17 protein-coding genes, 4 tRNA genes and 1 riboswitch are annotated in these 17,538 nt (G+C 63.2%); of the genes, 16 read left to right on the top strand and 5 right to left on the bottom strand.

Features of this window, described 5'->3' with window-relative positions; all coding sequences use genetic code 11:
- Positions 1 to 59: 59 nt before the first annotated feature.
- Positions 60 to 1,016 carry a cytochrome gene (locus AC5RTB_RS14840; protein WP_494061827.1) on the bottom strand — a complete coding sequence of 319 codons (957 nt, stop codon included), beginning with the start codon at positions 1,014 to 1,016 and terminating at the stop codon, positions 60 to 62.
- A gap of 215 nt (positions 1,017 to 1,231) precedes the next feature.
- Here AC5RTB_RS14840 and AC5RTB_RS14845 point away from each other — a divergent pair.
- The 4 genes from AC5RTB_RS14845 to AC5RTB_RS14860 all read left to right on the top strand — a co-directional run bounded on the left by AC5RTB_RS14845 (position 1,232) and on the right by AC5RTB_RS14860 (position 1,630).
- Positions 1,232 to 1,305: transfer RNA gene (locus AC5RTB_RS14845), tRNA-Gly, on the top strand.
- Positions 1,306 to 1,359: 54 nt separating this feature from the next.
- A tRNA-Cys gene (locus tag AC5RTB_RS14850) sits at positions 1,360 to 1,430 on the top strand.
- Between the two features lie 23 nt (positions 1,431 to 1,453).
- Positions 1,454 to 1,525 (top strand) — tRNA-Val (locus AC5RTB_RS14855).
- Between the two features lie 31 nt (positions 1,526 to 1,556).
- Positions 1,557 to 1,630 (top strand) — tRNA-Gly (locus AC5RTB_RS14860).
- Between the two features lie 67 nt (positions 1,631 to 1,697).
- On the opposite strand, the gene AC5RTB_RS14865 is transcribed toward AC5RTB_RS14860, so the two are convergent.
- Positions 1,698 to 2,012, bottom strand: a complete 315-nt coding sequence (locus AC5RTB_RS14865) for a DMT family transporter (protein WP_494061828.1) — start codon at positions 2,010 to 2,012, stop codon at positions 1,698 to 1,700.
- A 15-nt stretch (positions 2,013 to 2,027) separates the two neighbouring features.
- Positions 2,028 to 2,090: riboswitch (guanidine-III (ykkC-III) riboswitch) on the bottom strand.
- A gap of 87 nt (positions 2,091 to 2,177) precedes the next feature.
- On the opposite strand from AC5RTB_RS14865, the gene AC5RTB_RS14870 reads away from it, so the two are divergent.
- A complete protein-coding gene (locus tag AC5RTB_RS14870; protein ID WP_494061829.1) occupies positions 2,178 to 2,483 on the top strand; it encodes an antitoxin in 306 nt (101 codons plus the stop codon).
- 88 nt (positions 2,484 to 2,571) lie between these two features.
- On the opposite strand, the gene zapE is transcribed toward AC5RTB_RS14870, so the two are convergent.
- Complete coding sequence (zapE, locus tag AC5RTB_RS14875; protein WP_494061830.1) at positions 2,572 to 3,606, bottom strand: cell division protein ZapE; 1,035 nt, start codon at positions 3,604 to 3,606, stop codon at positions 2,572 to 2,574.
- A 227-nt stretch (positions 3,607 to 3,833) separates the two neighbouring features.
- Here zapE and AC5RTB_RS14880 point away from each other — a divergent pair, with 227 nt between their 5' ends.
- Both AC5RTB_RS14880 and AC5RTB_RS14885 read left to right on the top strand, forming a co-directional pair.
- A complete protein-coding gene (locus tag AC5RTB_RS14880; protein ID WP_494061831.1) occupies positions 3,834 to 4,745 on the top strand; it encodes a sulfurtransferase in 912 nt (303 codons plus the stop codon).
- Positions 4,746 to 4,805: 60 nt separating this feature from the next.
- Complete coding sequence (locus tag AC5RTB_RS14885) at positions 4,806 to 5,252, top strand: SufE family protein (RefSeq protein WP_494061832.1); 447 nt, start codon at positions 4,806 to 4,808, stop codon at positions 5,250 to 5,252.
- Here the strand turns inward: AC5RTB_RS14885 and AC5RTB_RS14890 are convergent.
- Positions 5,238 to 6,479 carry an alpha/beta hydrolase family protein gene (locus AC5RTB_RS14890; RefSeq protein ID WP_494061833.1) on the bottom strand — a complete coding sequence of 414 codons (1,242 nt, stop codon included), beginning with the start codon at positions 6,477 to 6,479 and terminating at the stop codon, positions 5,238 to 5,240. The two genes, AC5RTB_RS14885 and AC5RTB_RS14890, sit on opposite strands and share 15 nt — an antisense overlap.
- Before the next feature lie 100 nt (positions 6,480 to 6,579).
- Between AC5RTB_RS14890 and AC5RTB_RS14895 the strand changes: the two genes are divergently transcribed.
- The 9 genes from AC5RTB_RS14895 (at position 6,580) to AC5RTB_RS14935 (ending at position 16,457) form a co-directional block, all read left to right on the top strand.
- Positions 6,580 to 7,068, top strand: a complete 489-nt coding sequence (locus AC5RTB_RS14895) for a hypothetical protein (RefSeq protein WP_494061834.1) — start codon at positions 6,580 to 6,582, stop codon at positions 7,066 to 7,068.
- A 13-nt stretch (positions 7,069 to 7,081) separates the two neighbouring features.
- Positions 7,082 to 7,516 (top strand): peptide-methionine (R)-S-oxide reductase MsrB, encoded by a 435-nt coding sequence (msrB, locus tag AC5RTB_RS14900; RefSeq protein ID WP_494061835.1) that lies wholly within the window; start codon positions 7,082 to 7,084, stop codon positions 7,514 to 7,516.
- 226 nt (positions 7,517 to 7,742) lie between these two features.
- Positions 7,743 to 9,077 carry a DUF6421 family protein gene (locus AC5RTB_RS14905; RefSeq protein ID WP_494061856.1) on the top strand — a complete coding sequence of 445 codons (1,335 nt, stop codon included), beginning with the start codon at positions 7,743 to 7,745 and terminating at the stop codon, positions 9,075 to 9,077.
- A complete protein-coding gene (locus AC5RTB_RS14910) occupies positions 9,074 to 9,790 on the top strand; it encodes an SDR family NAD(P)-dependent oxidoreductase (RefSeq protein WP_494061836.1) in 717 nt (238 codons plus the stop codon). Before AC5RTB_RS14905 ends, AC5RTB_RS14910 begins: the two co-directional genes overlap by 4 nt.
- 41 nt (positions 9,791 to 9,831) lie before the next feature.
- Positions 9,832 to 10,905: a threonine aldolase family protein gene (locus AC5RTB_RS14915; RefSeq protein WP_494061837.1), complete on the top strand. Its 1,074-nt coding sequence runs from the start codon at positions 9,832 to 9,834 to the stop codon at positions 10,903 to 10,905.
- Between the two features lie 100 nt (positions 10,906 to 11,005).
- Entirely contained in the window at positions 11,006 to 11,635 is a 630-nt protein-coding gene (locus AC5RTB_RS14920) for a DUF3000 domain-containing protein (protein ID WP_494061857.1), read from the top strand.
- An 87-nt stretch (positions 11,636 to 11,722) separates the two neighbouring features.
- Positions 11,723 to 13,027 carry an HRDC domain-containing protein gene (locus tag AC5RTB_RS14925; RefSeq protein ID WP_494061838.1) on the top strand — a complete coding sequence of 435 codons (1,305 nt, stop codon included), beginning with the start codon at positions 11,723 to 11,725 and terminating at the stop codon, positions 13,025 to 13,027.
- Positions 13,028 to 13,101: 74 nt separating this feature from the next.
- The gene (locus AC5RTB_RS14930; RefSeq protein WP_494061839.1) at positions 13,102 to 14,349 is read left to right on the top strand and encodes a thiolase family protein; all 1,248 of its coding nucleotides are present in this window, start codon (positions 13,102 to 13,104) and stop codon (positions 14,347 to 14,349) included.
- Positions 14,346 to 16,457: a 3-hydroxyacyl-CoA dehydrogenase NAD-binding domain-containing protein gene (locus AC5RTB_RS14935; protein WP_494061840.1), complete on the top strand. Its 2,112-nt coding sequence runs from the start codon at positions 14,346 to 14,348 to the stop codon at positions 16,455 to 16,457. Before AC5RTB_RS14930 ends, AC5RTB_RS14935 begins: the two co-directional genes overlap by 4 nt.
- A gap of 93 nt (positions 16,458 to 16,550) precedes the next feature.
- Here the strand turns inward: AC5RTB_RS14935 and AC5RTB_RS14940 are convergent, their stop codons facing one another.
- Entirely contained in the window at positions 16,551 to 17,513 is a 963-nt protein-coding gene (locus tag AC5RTB_RS14940; RefSeq protein ID WP_494061841.1) for an aldo/keto reductase, read from the bottom strand.
- Between the last annotated feature and the right edge of the window lie 25 nt (positions 17,514 to 17,538).

Consider the following 17,538-nt stretch of genomic DNA (forward strand, 5'->3'; position numbering starts at 1 on the left):
CGCTGCTGGGTCGGCGCCACTTCCGAAATTCTTGGTCAATTCTAGGTCAGGCGTGATCCTCAGCTGCCCAACGAGTGGACCGGTGCACTGCTGTGGCCAGCGTAACCGGGGCTGCCGGCTTCGGGCTCGTGTTCCATACGGGCAGCTTCTTCTGAAGGGACCTGCCCAGGCGATCGGGACGGCGGCGGCACCGAAAGAAGGGGGCGACCGGCGACGGCTGCGTTGCCACCGGCTTCCCATGCGCGCCGCAGAGCGCAGAACTTGAACCAGTGCTCCTTGAGCACATCCGGGTTGGCCCGATGCGCCCGGACCTCGGTCTGGCCGATTGCCACGCCCAGCAGAATTGGGTCGTCGCCGTATTTCCACGGTTCCCATGTGCCGGTTTGTGGGTCTACCAACGATTCCTGCGCCTTCATCCCGGCAACAAGTTGCATAACCACCTTCTCGTCAAGCGGTTTGACCATTCCGTCCCTGTCCGTGGCACGGGTCTTGAAGTCGAGGATGCACAACCGACCGGCTATGGTGGCCACGAGGTCGAGGGTCCCTGCGTAGCCCAGTTCTGAGTTCCAGACAGTGATCTCGGGAGCGATCGGCTTGACCTGGTAGAGATCCCACCACTCGTCGAACCGCGCAGCGAAGGCATCCTCCCCGTGCTGGGCAAGATCTGTGCGCGCTTCCGCGACGCGATGCGGCCGGTCGAGAGCCCGCAAGGCAACCTGCTCACAGTAGTAGTGCACCCTTGTGCCCCGGCGGGCTGCGTCATTCCGGTAGCGTTCAGCGGCCTTCGATGCATCCTGGATGACGGCCCGCATCTCGCTTGGATTTCCCAGCGATGAGGCGAGGCGCGGATCCTGTGCGAGGGCACTGGCGGCCATGTACCCGAACCAGCCATCGAGCGAAGAACTCTGCGCTTGCGAGATGACGGTCGTGATGGAAGGGACCAGGGGTGGCTCCGAAACGGATCTGGAATACATGCGCCCGCGTTCTGTGGCGTGCGCGAGGAGCGGCTCGGTCATGCTTCAAGTGTGTCATCCCTGTATGACAGTTCTGTATTGCCTCCATGTATTGCGGAAACGATCATGCGGCTTATACCGTATTTAAGCGGAAGCTGGGTGAGGCGCTCCGTGCGCTTCCCAATTGGACGAACGTGTGTTCCTCCGATATTGTTTTTACTCGTTGGAAAGACGCCGAAGGCAGAAGGAAAACCTGCTGGCACACGGCGATTTTCTCTGCGGACGTAGCTCAGCTGGCTAGAGCACCACCTTGCCAAGGTGGATGTCGCGGGTTCGAATCCCGTCGTCCGCTCGCAAGTCACTGTATTCGCTGGCTTCGGCCGGTGATCCTGCTTCGGTGGGTCACGGTGGGGTGGCCGAGAGGCGAGGCAGCGGCCTGCAAAGCCGTATACGCGGGTTCGAATCCCGTCCCCACCTCTATACGGTGAATTGCAAGACTTGGGCGATTGGCGCAGCGGTAGCGCGCTTCCCTGACACGGAAGAGGTCACTGGTTCGATCCCAGTATCGCCCACCCAGGGCGCCTCCATGAGAGGCGCCTTTTCGCGGACGTAGCTCAGCTGGCTAGAGCACCACCTTGCCAAGGTGGATGTCGCGGGTTCGAATCCCGTCGTCCGCTCTGATAAGCGACAGACAGGCTCCATCCTCCGGGATGGAGCCTGTCTGTTTTCCCGGGCTCGGAAGTCTCAGTGAAGAACCTTCAGTCCAATCACACAGCCGACGATTCCAAGCACCAGCAGGACCTTCAGCAGAGAAGCAGCCTCACCGTCGAAAAGCATTGCGTAGCTGACCGTCAAGGCTGCGCCGATGCCTACCCACACGGCATAAGCCGTGCCGGTCGGCAGGGTCCGCATAGCCCAGGCGAGCCCAGCCATACTCAACACCAACCCGACCGCAAAAATAACCGTCGGGCCCACCTTGCTGAATCCATCGGACTTGCCGAGCGCAGTAGCCCACACTGCCTCGAGCACTCCCGACACAACCAGTACTACCCACGCCATGGTCGATCCGCTCCTCAAGCGCCGTCTTTTCGCTCTCCGGGTACGACGCACCTCGTCCGGGTGCCGGCTTGGCCCGCCTAGGTTCTCATAGTGCCCCGCCGGCGGCAAGACGGATCACGCTCAGGGCGAAAGCCTGATCCCTTGGCCGCGTGTACCCGGCTACCTATGATGGTTGATGCGGTGGAACAACAGGTTCCACAGGAAAGAAGGGAGGTGTCTGTGTCTGTAATTGACGGGCTCAAAGGCAGGGCTGGAGCGTTGAAGGGCAAGACAGCCGGACTTGTGGGCAAGAATTCAGGGAAGATCAAGGAGGGCATCGGACACGCTGGCAGGTTCATTGACAGCAAGACCGGTGGCAAGTACTCCGGCAAGATCACCTCTGTTCAGTCCAGGGCCTCCTCGATGGTCGACAAGGTGGACGGTCAGGACGGCCGGCGGCCGACTGGCTTCCCCGACACTTCGGCCCGATAACAGCCTTTAGCACGACAAGAAGGCGCCGACCCTGCCGAGAGGCAGTGTCGGCGCCTTTGTGTTGCCCGACGTTTCTGTATCGGGTCTCTCAGGTGCCCGATTCTCCGCCCTGCCGAGCCAGCGCCGTCAAACGCGAAACCGCGCGATAATACTTCTTCATGTGCCCGCCGGTCATCATCTCCGGCGTAAAGAGGTCACTCAGAGGGGCGCCGCTGGCGAGGATGGGCACATCACGGTCGTAGAGACGGTCAGCCAGCACAACGAACCGCAGGGCGACCGCCTGCTCCGTAATGGTGTTCACCTCATGCCACGCAACAGCGTCGATCCCGTCGATGAGTTGGCGGTACCGGCTGGGATGAACACCCGCCAGGTGCTTGATCAGGTCTCCGAAATGGTCTTCGGCGACGGTTACATCGTCCGGGAAGTGTCGCGCACGACGACGCACCTGCTGTTCTGTCAGCGGAGCCGGCGCTTCGGGAAGCCCGCGATGACGGTAGTCCTCGCCATCGATTCTGATGACCTCGAACTGGTCCGCAAGGACCTGTATCTCCCGCTGGAAGTCCACGGCTGCGAACCTGCCCTCCCCCAGAGATCCCGGGAGGGTGTTGGACGTCGCAGCGAGCTTCACACCGGCGTCTGCCAATTCGCGCATCAATCGGGACATCAGAACGGTGTCGCCCGGATCATCGAGCTCAAATTCATCGATGCAGACCAACTGATAGGTGCTCAGGGCATCCACCGTGTGCCTGAAGGAGAGTGCACCGACGAGGTTCGTGTATTCCACGAACGTACCGAAGGCCTTCTTTCCCGCAGTGGCATGCCAGAGCGAGGCAAGGAGGTGGGTCTTGCCCACTCCAAAACCGCCGTCCATGTAGATGCCGGCCCGGCTCTCGTCACGCTTCGCACCGAAGAACTTCCGCAGTCCGCTCGGCTTGGGCGCATTCACGGTCGCGGCAAAGTGTCGGAGCTCCTTGACGGCCGCTGCCTGGGACGGCTGCTGCGGATCCGGCCGGTAAGACTCGAAGGACACATCCCCGAATCGCTGCGATGGGAAGAAACCGTCCAGCAGTTCATCCACCGAAACCCGGGGGGATCGCTGGGTCAGGTGCTCAATGGTGGCCACAGATGAGTGCGTCTTTCGTCAGGGGTCGTGAGGAGCACGCCGTCGGATGACGTGCTAGGCAAGGATACGCCAGCAGCCTTCCACGCCGCCCACCGGCGCTGCCGCGATCCCGCCACGTAAGGCACTATCAATATGGCGTCCTGTGACCTGGGCGGAAGCAATCGGCAGAACCCGTGGTTAGGCTAGGTGGGAAAGAGCAATCGTCTATGCAGGAAGGCTCCCAACGGATGAGTGTCGCAACAGATCCCAATGAGAAGTTTGCCCAGTACGCCCACCCCGAGCGCCTCGTTTCTACCCAGTGGCTCGCGGACAATATTGATACGCCCGGGCTCGTTGTTGTTGAGTCCGATGAGGACGTACTCCTTTACGAGACCGGACATATTGAGGGCGCTGTCAAGATCGACTGGCACACCGACCTCAATGACGAGGTCACCCGCGATTACGTGGACGGCGAAGGCTTCGCCCGCCTCATGTCGGCCAAGGGCATTTCCCGGGACAGCACCGTTGTGATCTACGGTGACAAGTCGAACTGGTGGGCCGCTTACGCATTGTGGGTATTCACCCTGTTCGGGCATGAGGACGTACGTCTGCTCGACGGCGGACGCGACAAGTGGATAGCCGAGGGCCGTCCTCTTGCCACTGACGTACCGCAGCCGGATCCAACCGACTACCCCGTGGTCGAACGCAATGACGCTCCTATCCGGGCGTACCTCTCAGACGTTCTCGATCACTTCGGTAACCCGCTGATCGACGTCAGGTCCACTGACGAGTACACCGGTGCCCGTACGCACATGCCGGCTTATCCGGAGGAAGGTGCGCTTCGCGGCGGACACATCCCTTCGGCGGTTTCAGTGCCCTGGGCCCGTGCTGCCGCGGAGGATGGAACCTTCCGCCCGCGCGACGAACTGGATACGATCTACCGCGGTGAGGCAGGATTGGATGAGGGCGATGATGTCGTTGCCTACTGCCGTATCGGCGAGCGTTCCAGCCACACCTGGTTTGTACTCCAGCACCTGCTTGGTTTTGAGAATGTGCGCAACTACGACGGATCCTGGACCGAGTGGGGCAATGTAGTACGTGTACCGATCGTGAAAGGCGCCGAACCCGGCGTAGCGCCCGTGCCCGCCGGGCGACGGTAAGCGCGTCCAGCAAGATGAAGTCGCCCCGGGCACATGCCCGGGGCAGTCGTGAGGATGACAGTGGAGACAACCGAATTACCCCAACAGCTCGCCGAGATCGTGGACGATTTCCAGGCGCTGTCTGAACCGGACCGACTTCAGTTGCTCCTTGAGTTCTCCCGGGGGTTGCCTGCGCTGCCGGAGCATTTGAAGGACCACCCTGAGCTTCTTGAGCAGGTCGTCGAGTGTCAGAGCCCGCTCTTCCTCACGCTCGACATCGCCGACGACGCCGAGAAGTCCGTATCGCTGTTCTTCTCAGCCCCTCCGGAAGCGCCTACAACGCGTGGATTTGCCGGCGTGCTTCAGGAGGGTCTGGACGGGCTGCCGGCAGCGCAGATTCTCGCGGTGCCCGACGACGTCCCTGAACGCCTCGGCCTGACCCGTGCCATCACGCCGCTCCGCATGCGCGGCATGGCCGCGATGCTAGGGCGGATCAAGCGCAAGATCCGTGAGTCAGGGGCGGCTTAGCGCCCGCTTCGGTTCAGTACGACCGAACACCTGACGGCGCAGCCAGCCGACGGTGACACTGTGCCAGCGTTCCGGGTCGACGTTCCATTCCTTGGTATGCCGAGCCCGGTGAAAACGCTCGAAAGTGACAAACGTGGGATTGCGTTCAGCAAGCTCAGCAGAGGGCCCCACAGGAACAAACTCGTCATCTTCACTGTGCAGTATCAGGGTCGGAACAGTCACCTGGTCGGCTCGTGAGACCCAGTCCATGCTTTTGAGGTTTACCGGTGTGGACAGTCCCGTCACAACCCGGCCGAGGCTGTTCGAGATGAGCCACTGCCCAAGCCTGCCCGCCGGTGCAGGAATGCGGTTCAGCTCGGCCTGGTGGGTGAGCACATCCATCCAGTCGATCACCGGCCCGTCCAGCACCAGGGCCCGGATCCGCGTACGGTACTTGGAGATATCAGCGGCCTGCAGGCAAATTGCACCTCCCATCGACCAGCCGAACAACACAACGTCCTCTGCCCCGTGGCTGAACGCGTACTCCATCGCCGACTCGATGTCCTGCCACTCGGTCATACCCAGCCCGTATCTACCGTCGGCAGCGAGTGGCGCTTCACCGTCGTTCCGGTAGGACACCAGCAGACTGGTCATGCCGAGCTCCCGTGCTGTTCGCACTCCACGCAGCCCCTCGCAGCGCTGCACTCCCCGGCCGTGCACCATGATCGCCCAGGTGGCTGCCGGTTCTTCTGCACGCACAAGCCAGGCCGGGGCGGTTCCTCCTGCGACCGGCACATCCACGCGTTCGTCGGCGAAACCAAGGGCCGAAGGCGTGGGATACACGGCGCCGCTCCACCACCCGCGTACTGCTGACCGGATGTCGCCTGAGTAGACGATCTCCACCTCACGCTGCACGGTTCCCTCCCGCGGGACGAAGGACCGTATCGCGCCTATCCGTGCGTGCCCGCGGCCCTCGTCGAAGTAGAGGCTGTAGGTGCCTTCGACCGTGGTGTCCTCGTTGGCAGGCAGAATCACTTCCATGCCATCGCCCGTTTGGACGACCGCGAGGATCGCGAGGTTCTCGTCACGCTTGCGGGGGCTCACCACCTCTTTTGCGAAATGGGCGGCGAGAGCGGCAGTGGCGCCCGCGATCACGGAACTGACAGCGGCGCCGGTTCCGATTCCAAATACCGCCCAGCGAAGCCACGCTTGACGGTCCGCAACGGCCGGAGGAGAGGTGAATGGCATAGCCCTATTCTTGCCCAAATGCACGGTGCGGGAGCGAACAGTCCTACGCGGAGTGTCGCTCACCCTAGGAGGCGGCCGTGCCGGGGTCTAGGGTTGGCACATGGAGGAAACAATCGTTGTACTCGCAGAAGTCCCTCTGACGGAGGCGGACGCCGCCAATCTGTCCGCCCTGGTCGACGGCGGTGACACTGCCTATACGGTGGTGGTGCCCGAGGACCATCACACGAACGTGCTCGGTGAGTTTCTCCACCACCTGAGCCTCCTCGAACTCAGCGAGGCATTCCAGAGCCTCTCCCACCGCCCGAGCGACGACGAGGTTCGTGTCACAGCCGATCATGCCCTGCAGAGCTCCCTCGACGCCCTGAGGGCAGCCGGGCTGAAAGCCGATGGTCTCACGGGCCGGGGCAGCGCCGTCGACATGGTGGTCAACACAGTCAGGGAGCGGGGAGCGCGCCAGGCCGTGGTCATCACCCGGCCCCATGCGGTAGCTGACACTCTCCACAGGGACTGGGCCACCCGCGCGCAGGACAAGCTTGGCGTTCCCGTCCTGCATCTTTATGCTGGCTCGGGATTTATCGGAGACTCCTAGGCGTTACCCAACCATGAGCACACCAGAATCCGCACCGCGCACTGACAACTCCCCCATCGAGAAGACCGACGCGGAATGGCGGCGGGAACTGACGCCTGAGGAGTACTACGTGCTGCGCCAGGCGGGAACCGAGCGACCGTTCACCGGTGAATACCATGACACCCATGCCAAGGGCGTGTATCAGTGCCGGGCATGCGGACATGAACTATTCACGAGCAATGAGAAGTTCGATTCACACTGTGGATGGCCCTCATTCTGGGCGCCCTTAGCTGAAGACAGGGTCCGGTACATCAAGGACCGCGCCCTCGGCATGGAGCGGATTGAGGTTCGCTGCGCCCGCTGCGATTCGCACCTGGGGCATGTTTTTGAAGGCGAAGGCTACGGCACGCCTACTGACCAGAGGTACTGCATCAATTCCATTTCGATGAGGCTCGTTCCCCAGGGCTGACGCTCTGCCGGCTCCGATGGCAGGGGCGCTGACGGGTACCTCAAGGACCGCTTTCCCTCCTGCACGATGCACTGACACAATACATAAGAGTTTCTTACTCTGCTCGCTTCTGAGAATCAGCTGAGCTGTTCTGTTGCTACGCTCGTGACAACAGAACAGCTCACCTACATTTTGAGGAGGAATCGTGACCCAGACCCTCGACTCCGACGTCCGGCACCAGCCATCCATCAACCCGGAGAACCTCCCGGCATGGAAGGTTCTCAAGCGTGCGGCGGGCTCGCTGCAAACCCTTCAGGCGAAGGACGGATCGATCGCAGAGCAGGCCGATATCCCGGCTGCGGGTGGCCACGTTGACACCATCGTCGAGTCAATCCGCGAGCTGGCTCACCTCTTCCCGCACGATGCCGATTATCACGAGGCACTGCTCCGCGACTTCGCGCAGTGGAAGGCTTCCGGGATGGGCGTGCCCGATTTCCTCGACTCCCTGATCGAGTTCCAACCGCAGCTTGATCGGGTCGACGGGCGCCGGCACCTCGTCGTCTTCCCGATGTACACACAGAACGGCAGCTCCAACCGGTTCGTCGAAGCAGTCCTCATCGAAGTTCTGTGGCCCGATTTCATCGCCGAACTCGAGTCCGGCGAGTACTCGAACAAGCTCTTCGTTCCGATCCGTTTCCTGGATTTCACGCCGGGCTATGACACAAATTCCGCCGTACTGTTCCCTGAAACCGTCGCGGTACGGCAGACACCACAGTTCACCTGGGGCGCCATCTTCGCCGACCGGGAAGCGGCGCGCTTCCGTCGCGTGGTCACGGCAGCGGCAGGCATCACCCGTCTCGAACTCCCCGAAGAAGCCCGACAGCTCATCGAGGACCAGCAACTGGCGGAGGAAACCTTCGTCATGTGGGACCTGATCCACGACCGCACCCACATGCGCGGTGACTTGCCGTTCGATCCGTTCATGATCAAGCAGCGCATGCCGTACTTCCTGTATTCGCTCGAGGAGCTGCGGTGCGATCTCACCGCCTTCCGCGAGTCCGTAAGGATAGCGGCCGACGACGACGCCTCCGACGAGGCCCGCCGCCATGCCCGCCTTGTCCAGTACGCGGTCATTTTCGACCGCATCTTCCGCTTCGCAATCACCGGCAGCCGGGTTCGGAACTACGACGGTCTCGGCGGCCAGCTACTCTTCGCCTGGCTGCACCAGCACCATGTCCTGCACTGGACCGACACCACCCTGACCATCGACTGGGAGGAAGTCCCCGGCGTCGTCATTGCACTCGGTGAGGAGATCCAACAGCTTTACTGGCGGTCAATCGACAGGCCGAAGATCGCGCACTGGCTCGCAGCCTATGAACTGGTCTCCGAGACCGTCACACCGCATCCGGCTTCAGTGTGGGCGAAGGGCCCCGACGCGCTGCCCCTGGACGGACCTGTACGAGGACTCACCGACGCAGTCCTCGACGACGAATTCCCGCTGTCGATGTTCTTTGAGGCGCTGGACAGGAAGATGAAGGACGTCATCGAATCCACCGCAGGCATCACCGGGGCGACTGCATGACGAAGTCGCCTGACCTTTCGGGGCTGACCGTACTCATCGCGGGCGCGACCAGCCAGGCAGGCATCGCCACAGCCGAGGCCTTCGTCGCGGCCGGCGCTCACGTCGTCGCGGTCGGATCCGATTCCACGCGCCTGCAGCGAGCGCTTGGCCATCTTCAGTCCGTCGACCTGCGGACCTGCGACCTTACCGATTTCGCTGCGGTTCAGGCGTTGGCTCAGGATCTGCGCGCGGGTGGAACCAGTGTTGACGGGCTGATGCATTTGGTGGGTGGCTGGCGCGGAGGTGCCGGTATCGCGGGCCAGTCAGACGAGGATTACGACTTTCTCCACCGTTCCGTGCTCACCACCCTTCGCAACACCTCAAGGGCCTTCATCGGGGATCTTGCGGAGTCACCGCGCGGCAGGCTCGCGATTGTTTCGGCCACGGCCGTGGACTCTCCTACCGCCGGCAGTGCCTCGTACGCTGCAGTCAAAGCCGCGGCAGAGACGTGGATGCGTGCGGTAGCGCAGGAGTTCGAATCAAACGGCAAAGCACGCGGTGCCGCATCCATCGTGGTGGTCAAGGCGCTTCTGGACGACAAGATGCGCGCCGAGAGCCCCGAACGCCGCTTCCCTGCCTACACCCATGTCACCGATCTGGCCGCAGCGATGACCGGCCTGTTCGACCTCCCGACCGCAGTCGTCAACGGCCAGCGGCTCGACCTCACGACCTGATGGCCCCCTACCCGACTCCCCCGATACGAGATACTGGACTAGTGACTGACACCATTTCCGCTCCTGCCCGCCTGCATGATCCCAACGTGCGCGGCTTCGCTTCCGATAACTATTCCGGCGTGCACCCCGAGGTTCTGGCGGCGCTGGCTGCCGCGAATGAGGGCCACCAGGTCGCCTACGGGGAAGACGCCTACACCAGCCGGCTGCAGGAACTCATGCAGGAGCATTTCGGAGAGGGTACCCTCGCGTACCCCGTATTCAACGGAACCGGAGCGAACGTACTGAGCCTCCAGTCCCTCCTCCCGCGCTGGGGTGCGGTAATTTGTGCCAAGACGGCGCACATCAATGTCGACGAGAACGGTGCCCCGGAGCGTATCGGTGGGATCAAGCTTCTGGCCGTGCCCACGCCCGACGGAAAACTGACTCCGGAACTGATCGATCAAGAAGCCTGGGGCTGGGGTGATGAACACCGTGCACAGCCGCTCGCCGTGTCCATCACCCAGACAACCGAACTTGGCACGCTGTACACGCCCGGAGAGATCCGCGCCATCTCCGACCACGTTCATGCCAGGGGCATGCACCTCCACATGGACGGAGCCCGCATCGCGAACGCCGCCGCCGCGCTCGATGTGCCGCTGCGAAGCTTCACCCGCGACGCCGGGGTTGACGTCCTGTCCTTCGGCGGAACGAAGAACGGGCTCATGTTCGGTGAATGCGTGGTCGTCCTCAACCCGGCTGCCACAAGCGGCCTGGAGTACCTCCGGAAGATGAACATGCAGCTCGCTTCCAAGATGCGGTTCGTGTCCGCGCAGTTGGTGGCACTGCTGGAAGACGGGCTGTGGCTGCGCTCAGCCGCACATGCCAACGCCATGGCGGCACGGCTCACCGAAGCAGTCGCCGAAATCAAGGGCGTGCAGCTCACCCAGCCGACGACGGCGAACGCCGTCTTCGCCATCCTCCCCCCAGGTGCGGCGGACCGGATCCGGGAACAGTTCCGCTTCTACGACTGGAACCAGGCGACCGGCGAGGTTCGATGGATGTGCACTTTCGACACAACTCCAGAGGACGTCGATGCTTTCGCGGAAGCCATCCGGCGCGAGGCCGGCCGCGCCTGATTCCTGTCATTCGGTCTGCACAACGCCGGCTTGCCCGCCTGCGCGGCGTGGCTGTCGGTACAGGAGGCCGATTGGGGCTTAACCTACGAGAGTGAGTGCAATTGGTGACCTCTCGCAGGTTCCCCCTGAATTCCTTAAAGCCCTGGCCGATTTACGGCAAGCAAGGTGCCGCAACGAGCTTCGCCTCGACGAGATCCCGGCCCCCTCCCGCCTCGCGCCCTACGCAGTGGCGCTTGGAGCCGAAGTACTGCAGGATACCCAGCCCGGTCCGCTCCCGGTTCATGGACCGGCTCGGGCAGCCTTCCAGCATGACCACGCTGAAGAGCTCGCAACCGGCCGATTCATCCTGCTGTATGACCCGGAAGGCTCCGAGGTCTGGGATGGAACCTTCCGCATCGTCACCTACATCCGCGCTCAGCTGGAGCCGGATATGGGCAATGACGCACTACTGGGATCCGTAGCGTGGACCTGGTTGGTCGAGGCATTGCAGAACCATGACGCCTCCTACAGGTCCGCCGGCGGCACAGCGACGCGCATCCTGTCTGAGAGTTACGGGTCTCTCGCCGACCGCACGGACACCATCGACATCGAGCTGCGCGCATCCTGGACCCCCGACTCCGACAGCGTCCGGAAGCACCTTGAGGCGTGGGCAGATATGGTGTGCACCTTCGCCGGTCTCCCTCCGCTGCCGGATGGCGTGGCGGCACTACCGAACCGGCGCCGGAATTAGAACCCCCATCGCTTCTACACCGCCGTTACCGCGCACGCGCAGAAATCCCCCGAATCTTCCGGACCGCCCGGTTAGACTGGCATCATCATGACCGTGCACTCCGAGCCTGACAGCCGCATCCCAGGCGACGGCGCATCCACCCCCGATTCGACCCCTGTCCTGCCGCTCCTTGATGAACCGCGGGATGGTGTCCCCTTTGTCATCGACACGCAGGCAGGTCTTGAGCGGGCGGCACGTGCCCTCGCCTCCGGGACAGGACCTGCCGGCGTCGACGCGGAACGCGCGTCCGGATTTCGGTACGGGCAGCGTGCTTTCCTGGTGCAGATTCGCAGGGAAGGCGCGGGAACATGGCTGATCGACCCGGAACCGTTCCCGGACCTGCGCATCATCGATGAAGCACTTTCGGGCGTGGAATGGATCCTGCATGCGGCATCGCAGGACCTGCCGTGCCTTTCAGAGCTCGGAATGTGGCCGGACAAACTGTTCGACACTGAGCTTGCAGCCCGGCTCGCAGGCTTCCCCCGGGTCGGATTGGCCGCGGTCATTGAGCATCTGCTCGGCTGCACCCTCGCCAAGGAGCATTCCGCCGCCGACTGGTCGCGGCGCCCGCTGCCTGAACCCTGGCTCCGCTATGCGGCCCTCGACGTGGAGGTGCTGGTTGAGCTTCGTGATCGGCTCACCGAAGTGCTGGTCGAGGACGGCAAGGAACGGATTGCCGAGGAAGAGTTCGAGTTCATCCGCTCCAGCCCGCCGGCAGCGCCCAAAACCGACCCGTGGCGGCGGACATCCGGCGTTCATCAGGTCCGTGACCGACGGCAGCTCGCCGCTGTACGCGAGTTATGGCAGGAGAGGGAGATGTTGGCGCAGAAGCGCGACGTCGCTCCCGGTCGCCTGATTCCCGACGCCGCGATTGTGGCCGCCGCGCGGGCAATGCCTCAAACAGTTCCCCAGCTGCTGGCCGTCAACGGGTTCCACGGGCGGGCTGCCCAAAGGGAAGCACCACGGTGGCTTCGATGCATCTCGGTGGCGCGCACAACCCGCGATCTTCCCGAGCTCCAGCTCCCTACGAACGCTCCGCCCCCGCCCCGGGTGTGGCCGGAGAAGGATCCGGCCGCTGCCGCACGCCTTCAGACGGCCAAGCCGCGTGTTACTGCGGTCGCCGAAAAACTGAACATGCCGGTCGAGAACCTTCTGACTCCTGACTATCTGCGGCGGCTCGCATGGCGTCCACCAATGCCGATCGATCTCGACTCGATTTCCGCCGCGCTGACTGACCTCGGCGCCCGCGCGTGGCAAATCGAGCAGGTGGCGGCGGTGATCACGGTGGCGTTCCTCGATCCGGACCCACTTCAACCGAAACAACCGAAACAGCAGAAGCTGCCGACGCACTAGGCACCCTTGTTGCAGCGTTATGTTACCGGCGAGTAACATAAGGCAGGATCCCAGTAACTCGATGAGGAGCGATTGTGCCTACACCAGCAACAGCAGCACGGCAGCAGATCAGGGATGTCGTCTTCGTTGACGGCGTCCGGACCCCGTTCGGGAAGGCCGGAGAAAAAGGAATCCACGCCGGCTCCAGGGCGGATGACCTCGTGGTCAAGTGCATTCGTGAGCTCCTGAGGCGCAATCCTTCCCTGCCGCCTCAGCGGATCGACGATGTCGCTATCGCGGCGACCACGCAGACGGGCGACCAGGGGCTGACCATCGGTCGTACCGCCGCGCTTCTCTCGGGTCTGCCGCGAACCGTTCCGGGCTTCGCTATCGACCGCATGTGCGCCGGCGCGATGACTGCCGTGACAACCACCGCCTCGGGAATCGCGTTCGGCGCCTACGACGTCGTCGTGGCAGGCGGGGTTGAACATATGGGTAACCATCCGATGGGCTCAGGTACAGATCCCAACCCGCGGTTCCTCTCCGAACGCCTTGTGGATCCCGCAGCGCTGAATATGGGCAACACCGCAGAAAACCTGCACGACCGGTTTCCGGCAATCACCAAGGAACGCGCCGACTCGTATGCGGTGGCAAGTCAGAACAAACTCGCGGCAGCATATGAACGAAATCAGATCCAGCCGGATCTCGTTGCCGTTGCCGGCAGGAAGCCGGGCTCCGGTTGGACTTTGAGCCAGCATGACGAGCCGCCGCGGCCGGGCACAACGGTTGAGGACCTCGCAACCCTCCGTACGCCGTTCCGACCTCACGGGCGGGTCACCGCCGGCAACGCGGCAGGGTTGAACGACGGAGCCACGGCGGCGCTGCTTGCTTCTGCTGATGCCGCAGCCGAACTGGGGCTTCCCGCGAAGATGCGCCTGGTCGCCTACGCGTTTTCCGGCGTTGAACCGGAGGTCATGGGCATCGGCCCCGTTCCCGCCACCGAAAAGGCACTGAGCCAGGCCGGCCTGACAATCGATGACATCGGCCTGTTCGAGATTAACGAGGCGTTCGCGGTGCAGGTCCTGTCTTTCCTCGACCACTTCGGGATTTCCGATGATGATCCCCGTGTGAACCGATACGGCGGAGCAATTGCGGTAGGCCATCCACTTGCTTCCTCGGGAGTGCGCCTCATGACACAGTTGGCGCGACAGTTCGAAGAAGACCCACAGGTCCGGTACGGCATCACAACCATGTGCGTGGGACTGGGCATGGGCGGAACCGTCATCTGGGAAAACCCGCACCACGCAGACTACTCAGGAAACACCACGGAGGACGCAGCATGAGTTTCGAACGCTTTGAGGAATTGGCTGCTTTGGTACCGGACGAAGTCATTACGCACTCCCTCGTGGAGGATGTCCCGCTTCCCGACGCCGCCGGAACGATGGCACTCATCACCCTCGACAACGGACAGGACCATAATCGGCCCACAACACTGGGACCCAGCACGCTCATTGAGTTCGGCCGAACGCTCGAGAGCCTGCGGGACCGTGCGTCGGCAGGTGAGATCGCAGCGGTGGGGCTGACCGGCAAGCCGTACTTCCTTGCGGCAGGCGCGGACCTGTCCACGGTCAAATCGCTGAAGGTTGCGGAGCACGGTCGCCTGATGGCGGAACTCGGCCATACTGCGTACAACCTCCTCGGCTCCCTTGGTGTCCCCAGCTTCGCCTTCATCAACGGTGTGGCTCTGGGCGGTGGACTCGAGATCGCCCTGGCCGCGGACTTCCGCACCGTCTCAACCGGCGCAAACGGTATCGGGCTTCCTGAGGCGTTCATCGGTCTGGTGCCGGGATGGGGCGGGGTCTACCGGCTTCCACGGCTGACCGGCCCCCGTGCCGCGGTGAAGATCATGATCGAGAATCCGTTGAGCAACAACCGTACCCTCGACGGACGGTCAGCCTACGACGTCGGTATCGCTGATGCATTGTTCGAGCCAGCTGATTTCCTTGAGGAGTCGATCCGTTGGGCCGCCGGCGTTCTGGCTGACTCCTCCGACGTCGCGAAGCGTCGCGCCGTACTTTCCCGGTACGACGACGGCGAATGGGAAGCGGCGGCCGCGGCCGGCCGTGCGTTCGTTGAGGCCAAGACTTCCAACGCTGCTCCTGCGCCCGTCAGGGTTCTGGACCTCTTCGAGGCAGCCAGGGATCGGACCCAGGCGGAGTCCGCCGCGGCGGAATGCGAAGCCCTGACAGACCTGATGCTCACGCCGCAGTTCCACGACACGGTGTATGCCTTCCTCGATCTCGTACAGAAACGGGCAAAGCGCCCCGCTGGGGCACCGGACCGATCGCTGGCCCGACCCGTAACCAAGGTCGGCGTGGTGGGAGCCGGCCTGATGGCCAGCCAGCTCGCGCTGCTGTTCGCGCGTCAATTGGGTGGTCCGGTTGTTCTCACCGACATTGATCAGGCTCGAGTGGACAAGGGCGTGGGCTGGGTCCACTCGGAAGCCGACAGAATGCTGGCGAAGAAACGGCTCTCCCCCGACAAGGCCAATCGCGTCAAGGCACTCGTCTCCGGGTCCGTCTCGAAGGACGTCTTCGCCGACGCCGACTTCGTCATCGAGGCAGTATTCGAGGAGCTGAGCGTCAAGAAGGCGGTCTTCGCTGAAGTTGAACAGGTGGTCTCCCCCGAGTGCATCCTGGCGACCAACACTTCGTCGCTCTCTGTCGCCGCCATGGCGGAAGACCTCCAGCACCCGGAAAGGGTCGTCGGCTTCCACTTCTTCAACCCGGTCGCCGCGATGCCCCTGCTCGAGATTGTGAAAGCGCCGCGCACCGCCGATGAGGTCCTCGCAACTGCGTTCGCCGTCGGCAAGGAACTCAAGAAGAACGCCGTGCTCGTGAAGGATGCTCCGGCCTTCGTGGTGAACCGGATACTGGGGCGCATGTTCGGAGAGATCACCGCTGCGTTCGATGAAGGCACCGATGCGGCTACTGCGGACAATGCGCTACGCACCATGGGTCTACCCATGACGCCATTCAAGCTGCTCGCGCTTGTAGGCCTGCCGGTGGGCCAGCACGTGCAGGAGTCGCTCCATACCGCCTTCGGCGACCGTTTCTACCTCTCGCGCAACCAACAGATCCTGATCGACGCCGGGAAGAAGGGGATATGGGAACAGGACGACGCCGGCAACGACGTGGTTCCTGAATCCACGCTTGCGCTGCTCACTTTCGGCTCGTCGCCGTCGTCGAGGGAGGAGGTGCTCCGGCGCACGCAGGACGCCCTTGCTGACGAGATCGGCCGTATGCTCGGGGAGGGTGTCGTCGCGGCGCCGGAGGACATCGACCTCTGCATGATCCTTGGTGCCGGCTGGCCCATGCACCTCGGCGGTATCACGCCCTACCTCGACAGGGTGGGAGCGTCCACCCGCGTCAACGGTAAGACCTTCCACTGACCCTAGGGGCAAACGCACCGAGCGGGCAGAGATGACCATTCCTTCGCGGAATAGAGGTCACTGCTGCCCGCTCGACGTATTCAGGCCGTACGGTTACGCTCCCGACGGAAAGATGTGGTCGAGTTCGTCTAGGTCAGCCTCGGAAGGAACCCATCGGGCGGCCTCGGCATTCTGCCGAACCTGCTCGGGCTTTGTTGCTCCGGCGATGACACTTGCCACGGTCGGTCGGCTGGCAAGCCAGGAGAACGTGACTTCCAACTCGGTCAGGGAGCGTGCACGGGCGTACGCGCTGAAGTTGGCCAACTGCTCCCAGTCCGCCTGGTCGAGCAGGTTGGTCCGGGTGTGTGTAAGTCGGCTGCCCGCGGGTGCGTCCCCCGCGGCGTACTTTCCGGTCAGCAGGCCGTTCGCCAGCGGGAAGTACGGGAGAAGGCCCAGTCCGTAGGACTGCGCAGCCGGAACAACCTCACGCTCGACCGCGCGCTCGAGCAGGTTGTAGTGGTTCTGCGCCGAGATGAAGCGCGTCGTGCCGAGCTGGCGGGCTACGTACTCTGCCTCCGCTACCTGCCAGCCGGCGAAGTTCGAGTGCCCGATGTAACGCACCTTTCCGCTCTGGACGAGCTGATCCAGCGCTCCGAGGGTCTCGTCCATCGGCGTCGCCGGATCCGGGGCATGGTACTGGTAAAGATCGATCCAGTCAGTATTCAGCCGCTTCAGGGAGGCTTCCACAGCCTTCAGAATGTAGCGCCGTGATCCGCGCGCGCCCCAGTCCGGGCCGTTGGCCCCTTTGAGGTCCAGTCCGAACTTTGTGGCAAGTACCACGTCGTCGCGGTTCCGGCCCAGCGCTCGGCCAAGTAGTTCCTCGCTGACGCCGGGAGACCGGCCGTAGGAATCCGCGACGTCAAAGAAGGTGATTCCCGCTTCCAGGGCCGCAGTGACGACGGCGGCGGCGCCCCGCTGCGATTCAGAGGGGGTTCCGGGCCGGCCCAGGTTGTTGCACCCCAGGCCGACCACCGAAACACTCAAGCCTGATGTGCCAAGTCTGCGGTATTCAGTCATGACCCCACGCTATCAACGAGTACGG

It is taken from the genome of Arthrobacter sp. M71 S08 (assembly GCF_059089725.1).

Bases quoted from the DNA above. Each gene is read 5' to 3' on its own strand.
- AC5RTB_RS14840 (WP_494061827.1), bottom strand. From the start codon at position 1,016: ATGACCGAGCCGCTCCTCGCGCACGCCACAGAACGCGGGCGCATGTAT.
- AC5RTB_RS14865 (WP_494061828.1), bottom strand. From the start codon at position 2,012: ATGGCGTGGGTAGTACTGGTTGTGTCGGGAGTGCTCGAGGCAGTGTGG.
- AC5RTB_RS14870 (WP_494061829.1), top strand. From the start codon at position 2,178: ATGATGGTTGATGCGGTGGAACAACAGGTTCCACAGGAAAGAAGGGAG.
- AC5RTB_RS14880 (WP_494061831.1), top strand. From the start codon at position 3,834: ATGAGTGTCGCAACAGATCCCAATGAGAAGTTTGCCCAGTACGCCCAC.
- AC5RTB_RS14890 (WP_494061833.1), bottom strand. From the start codon at position 6,479: ATGCCATTCACCTCTCCTCCGGCCGTTGCGGACCGTCAAGCGTGGCTT.
- AC5RTB_RS14895 (WP_494061834.1), top strand. From the start codon at position 6,580: ATGGAGGAAACAATCGTTGTACTCGCAGAAGTCCCTCTGACGGAGGCG.
- msrB (WP_494061835.1), top strand. From the start codon at position 7,082: ATGAGCACACCAGAATCCGCACCGCGCACTGACAACTCCCCCATCGAG.
- AC5RTB_RS14910 (WP_494061836.1), top strand. From the start codon at position 9,074: ATGACGAAGTCGCCTGACCTTTCGGGGCTGACCGTACTCATCGCGGGC.
- AC5RTB_RS14925 (WP_494061838.1), top strand. From the start codon at position 11,723: ATGACCGTGCACTCCGAGCCTGACAGCCGCATCCCAGGCGACGGCGCA.
- AC5RTB_RS14935 (WP_494061840.1), top strand. From the start codon at position 14,346: ATGAGTTTCGAACGCTTTGAGGAATTGGCTGCTTTGGTACCGGACGAA.
- AC5RTB_RS14940 (WP_494061841.1), bottom strand. From the start codon at position 17,513: ATGACTGAATACCGCAGACTTGGCACATCAGGCTTGAGTGTTTCGGTG.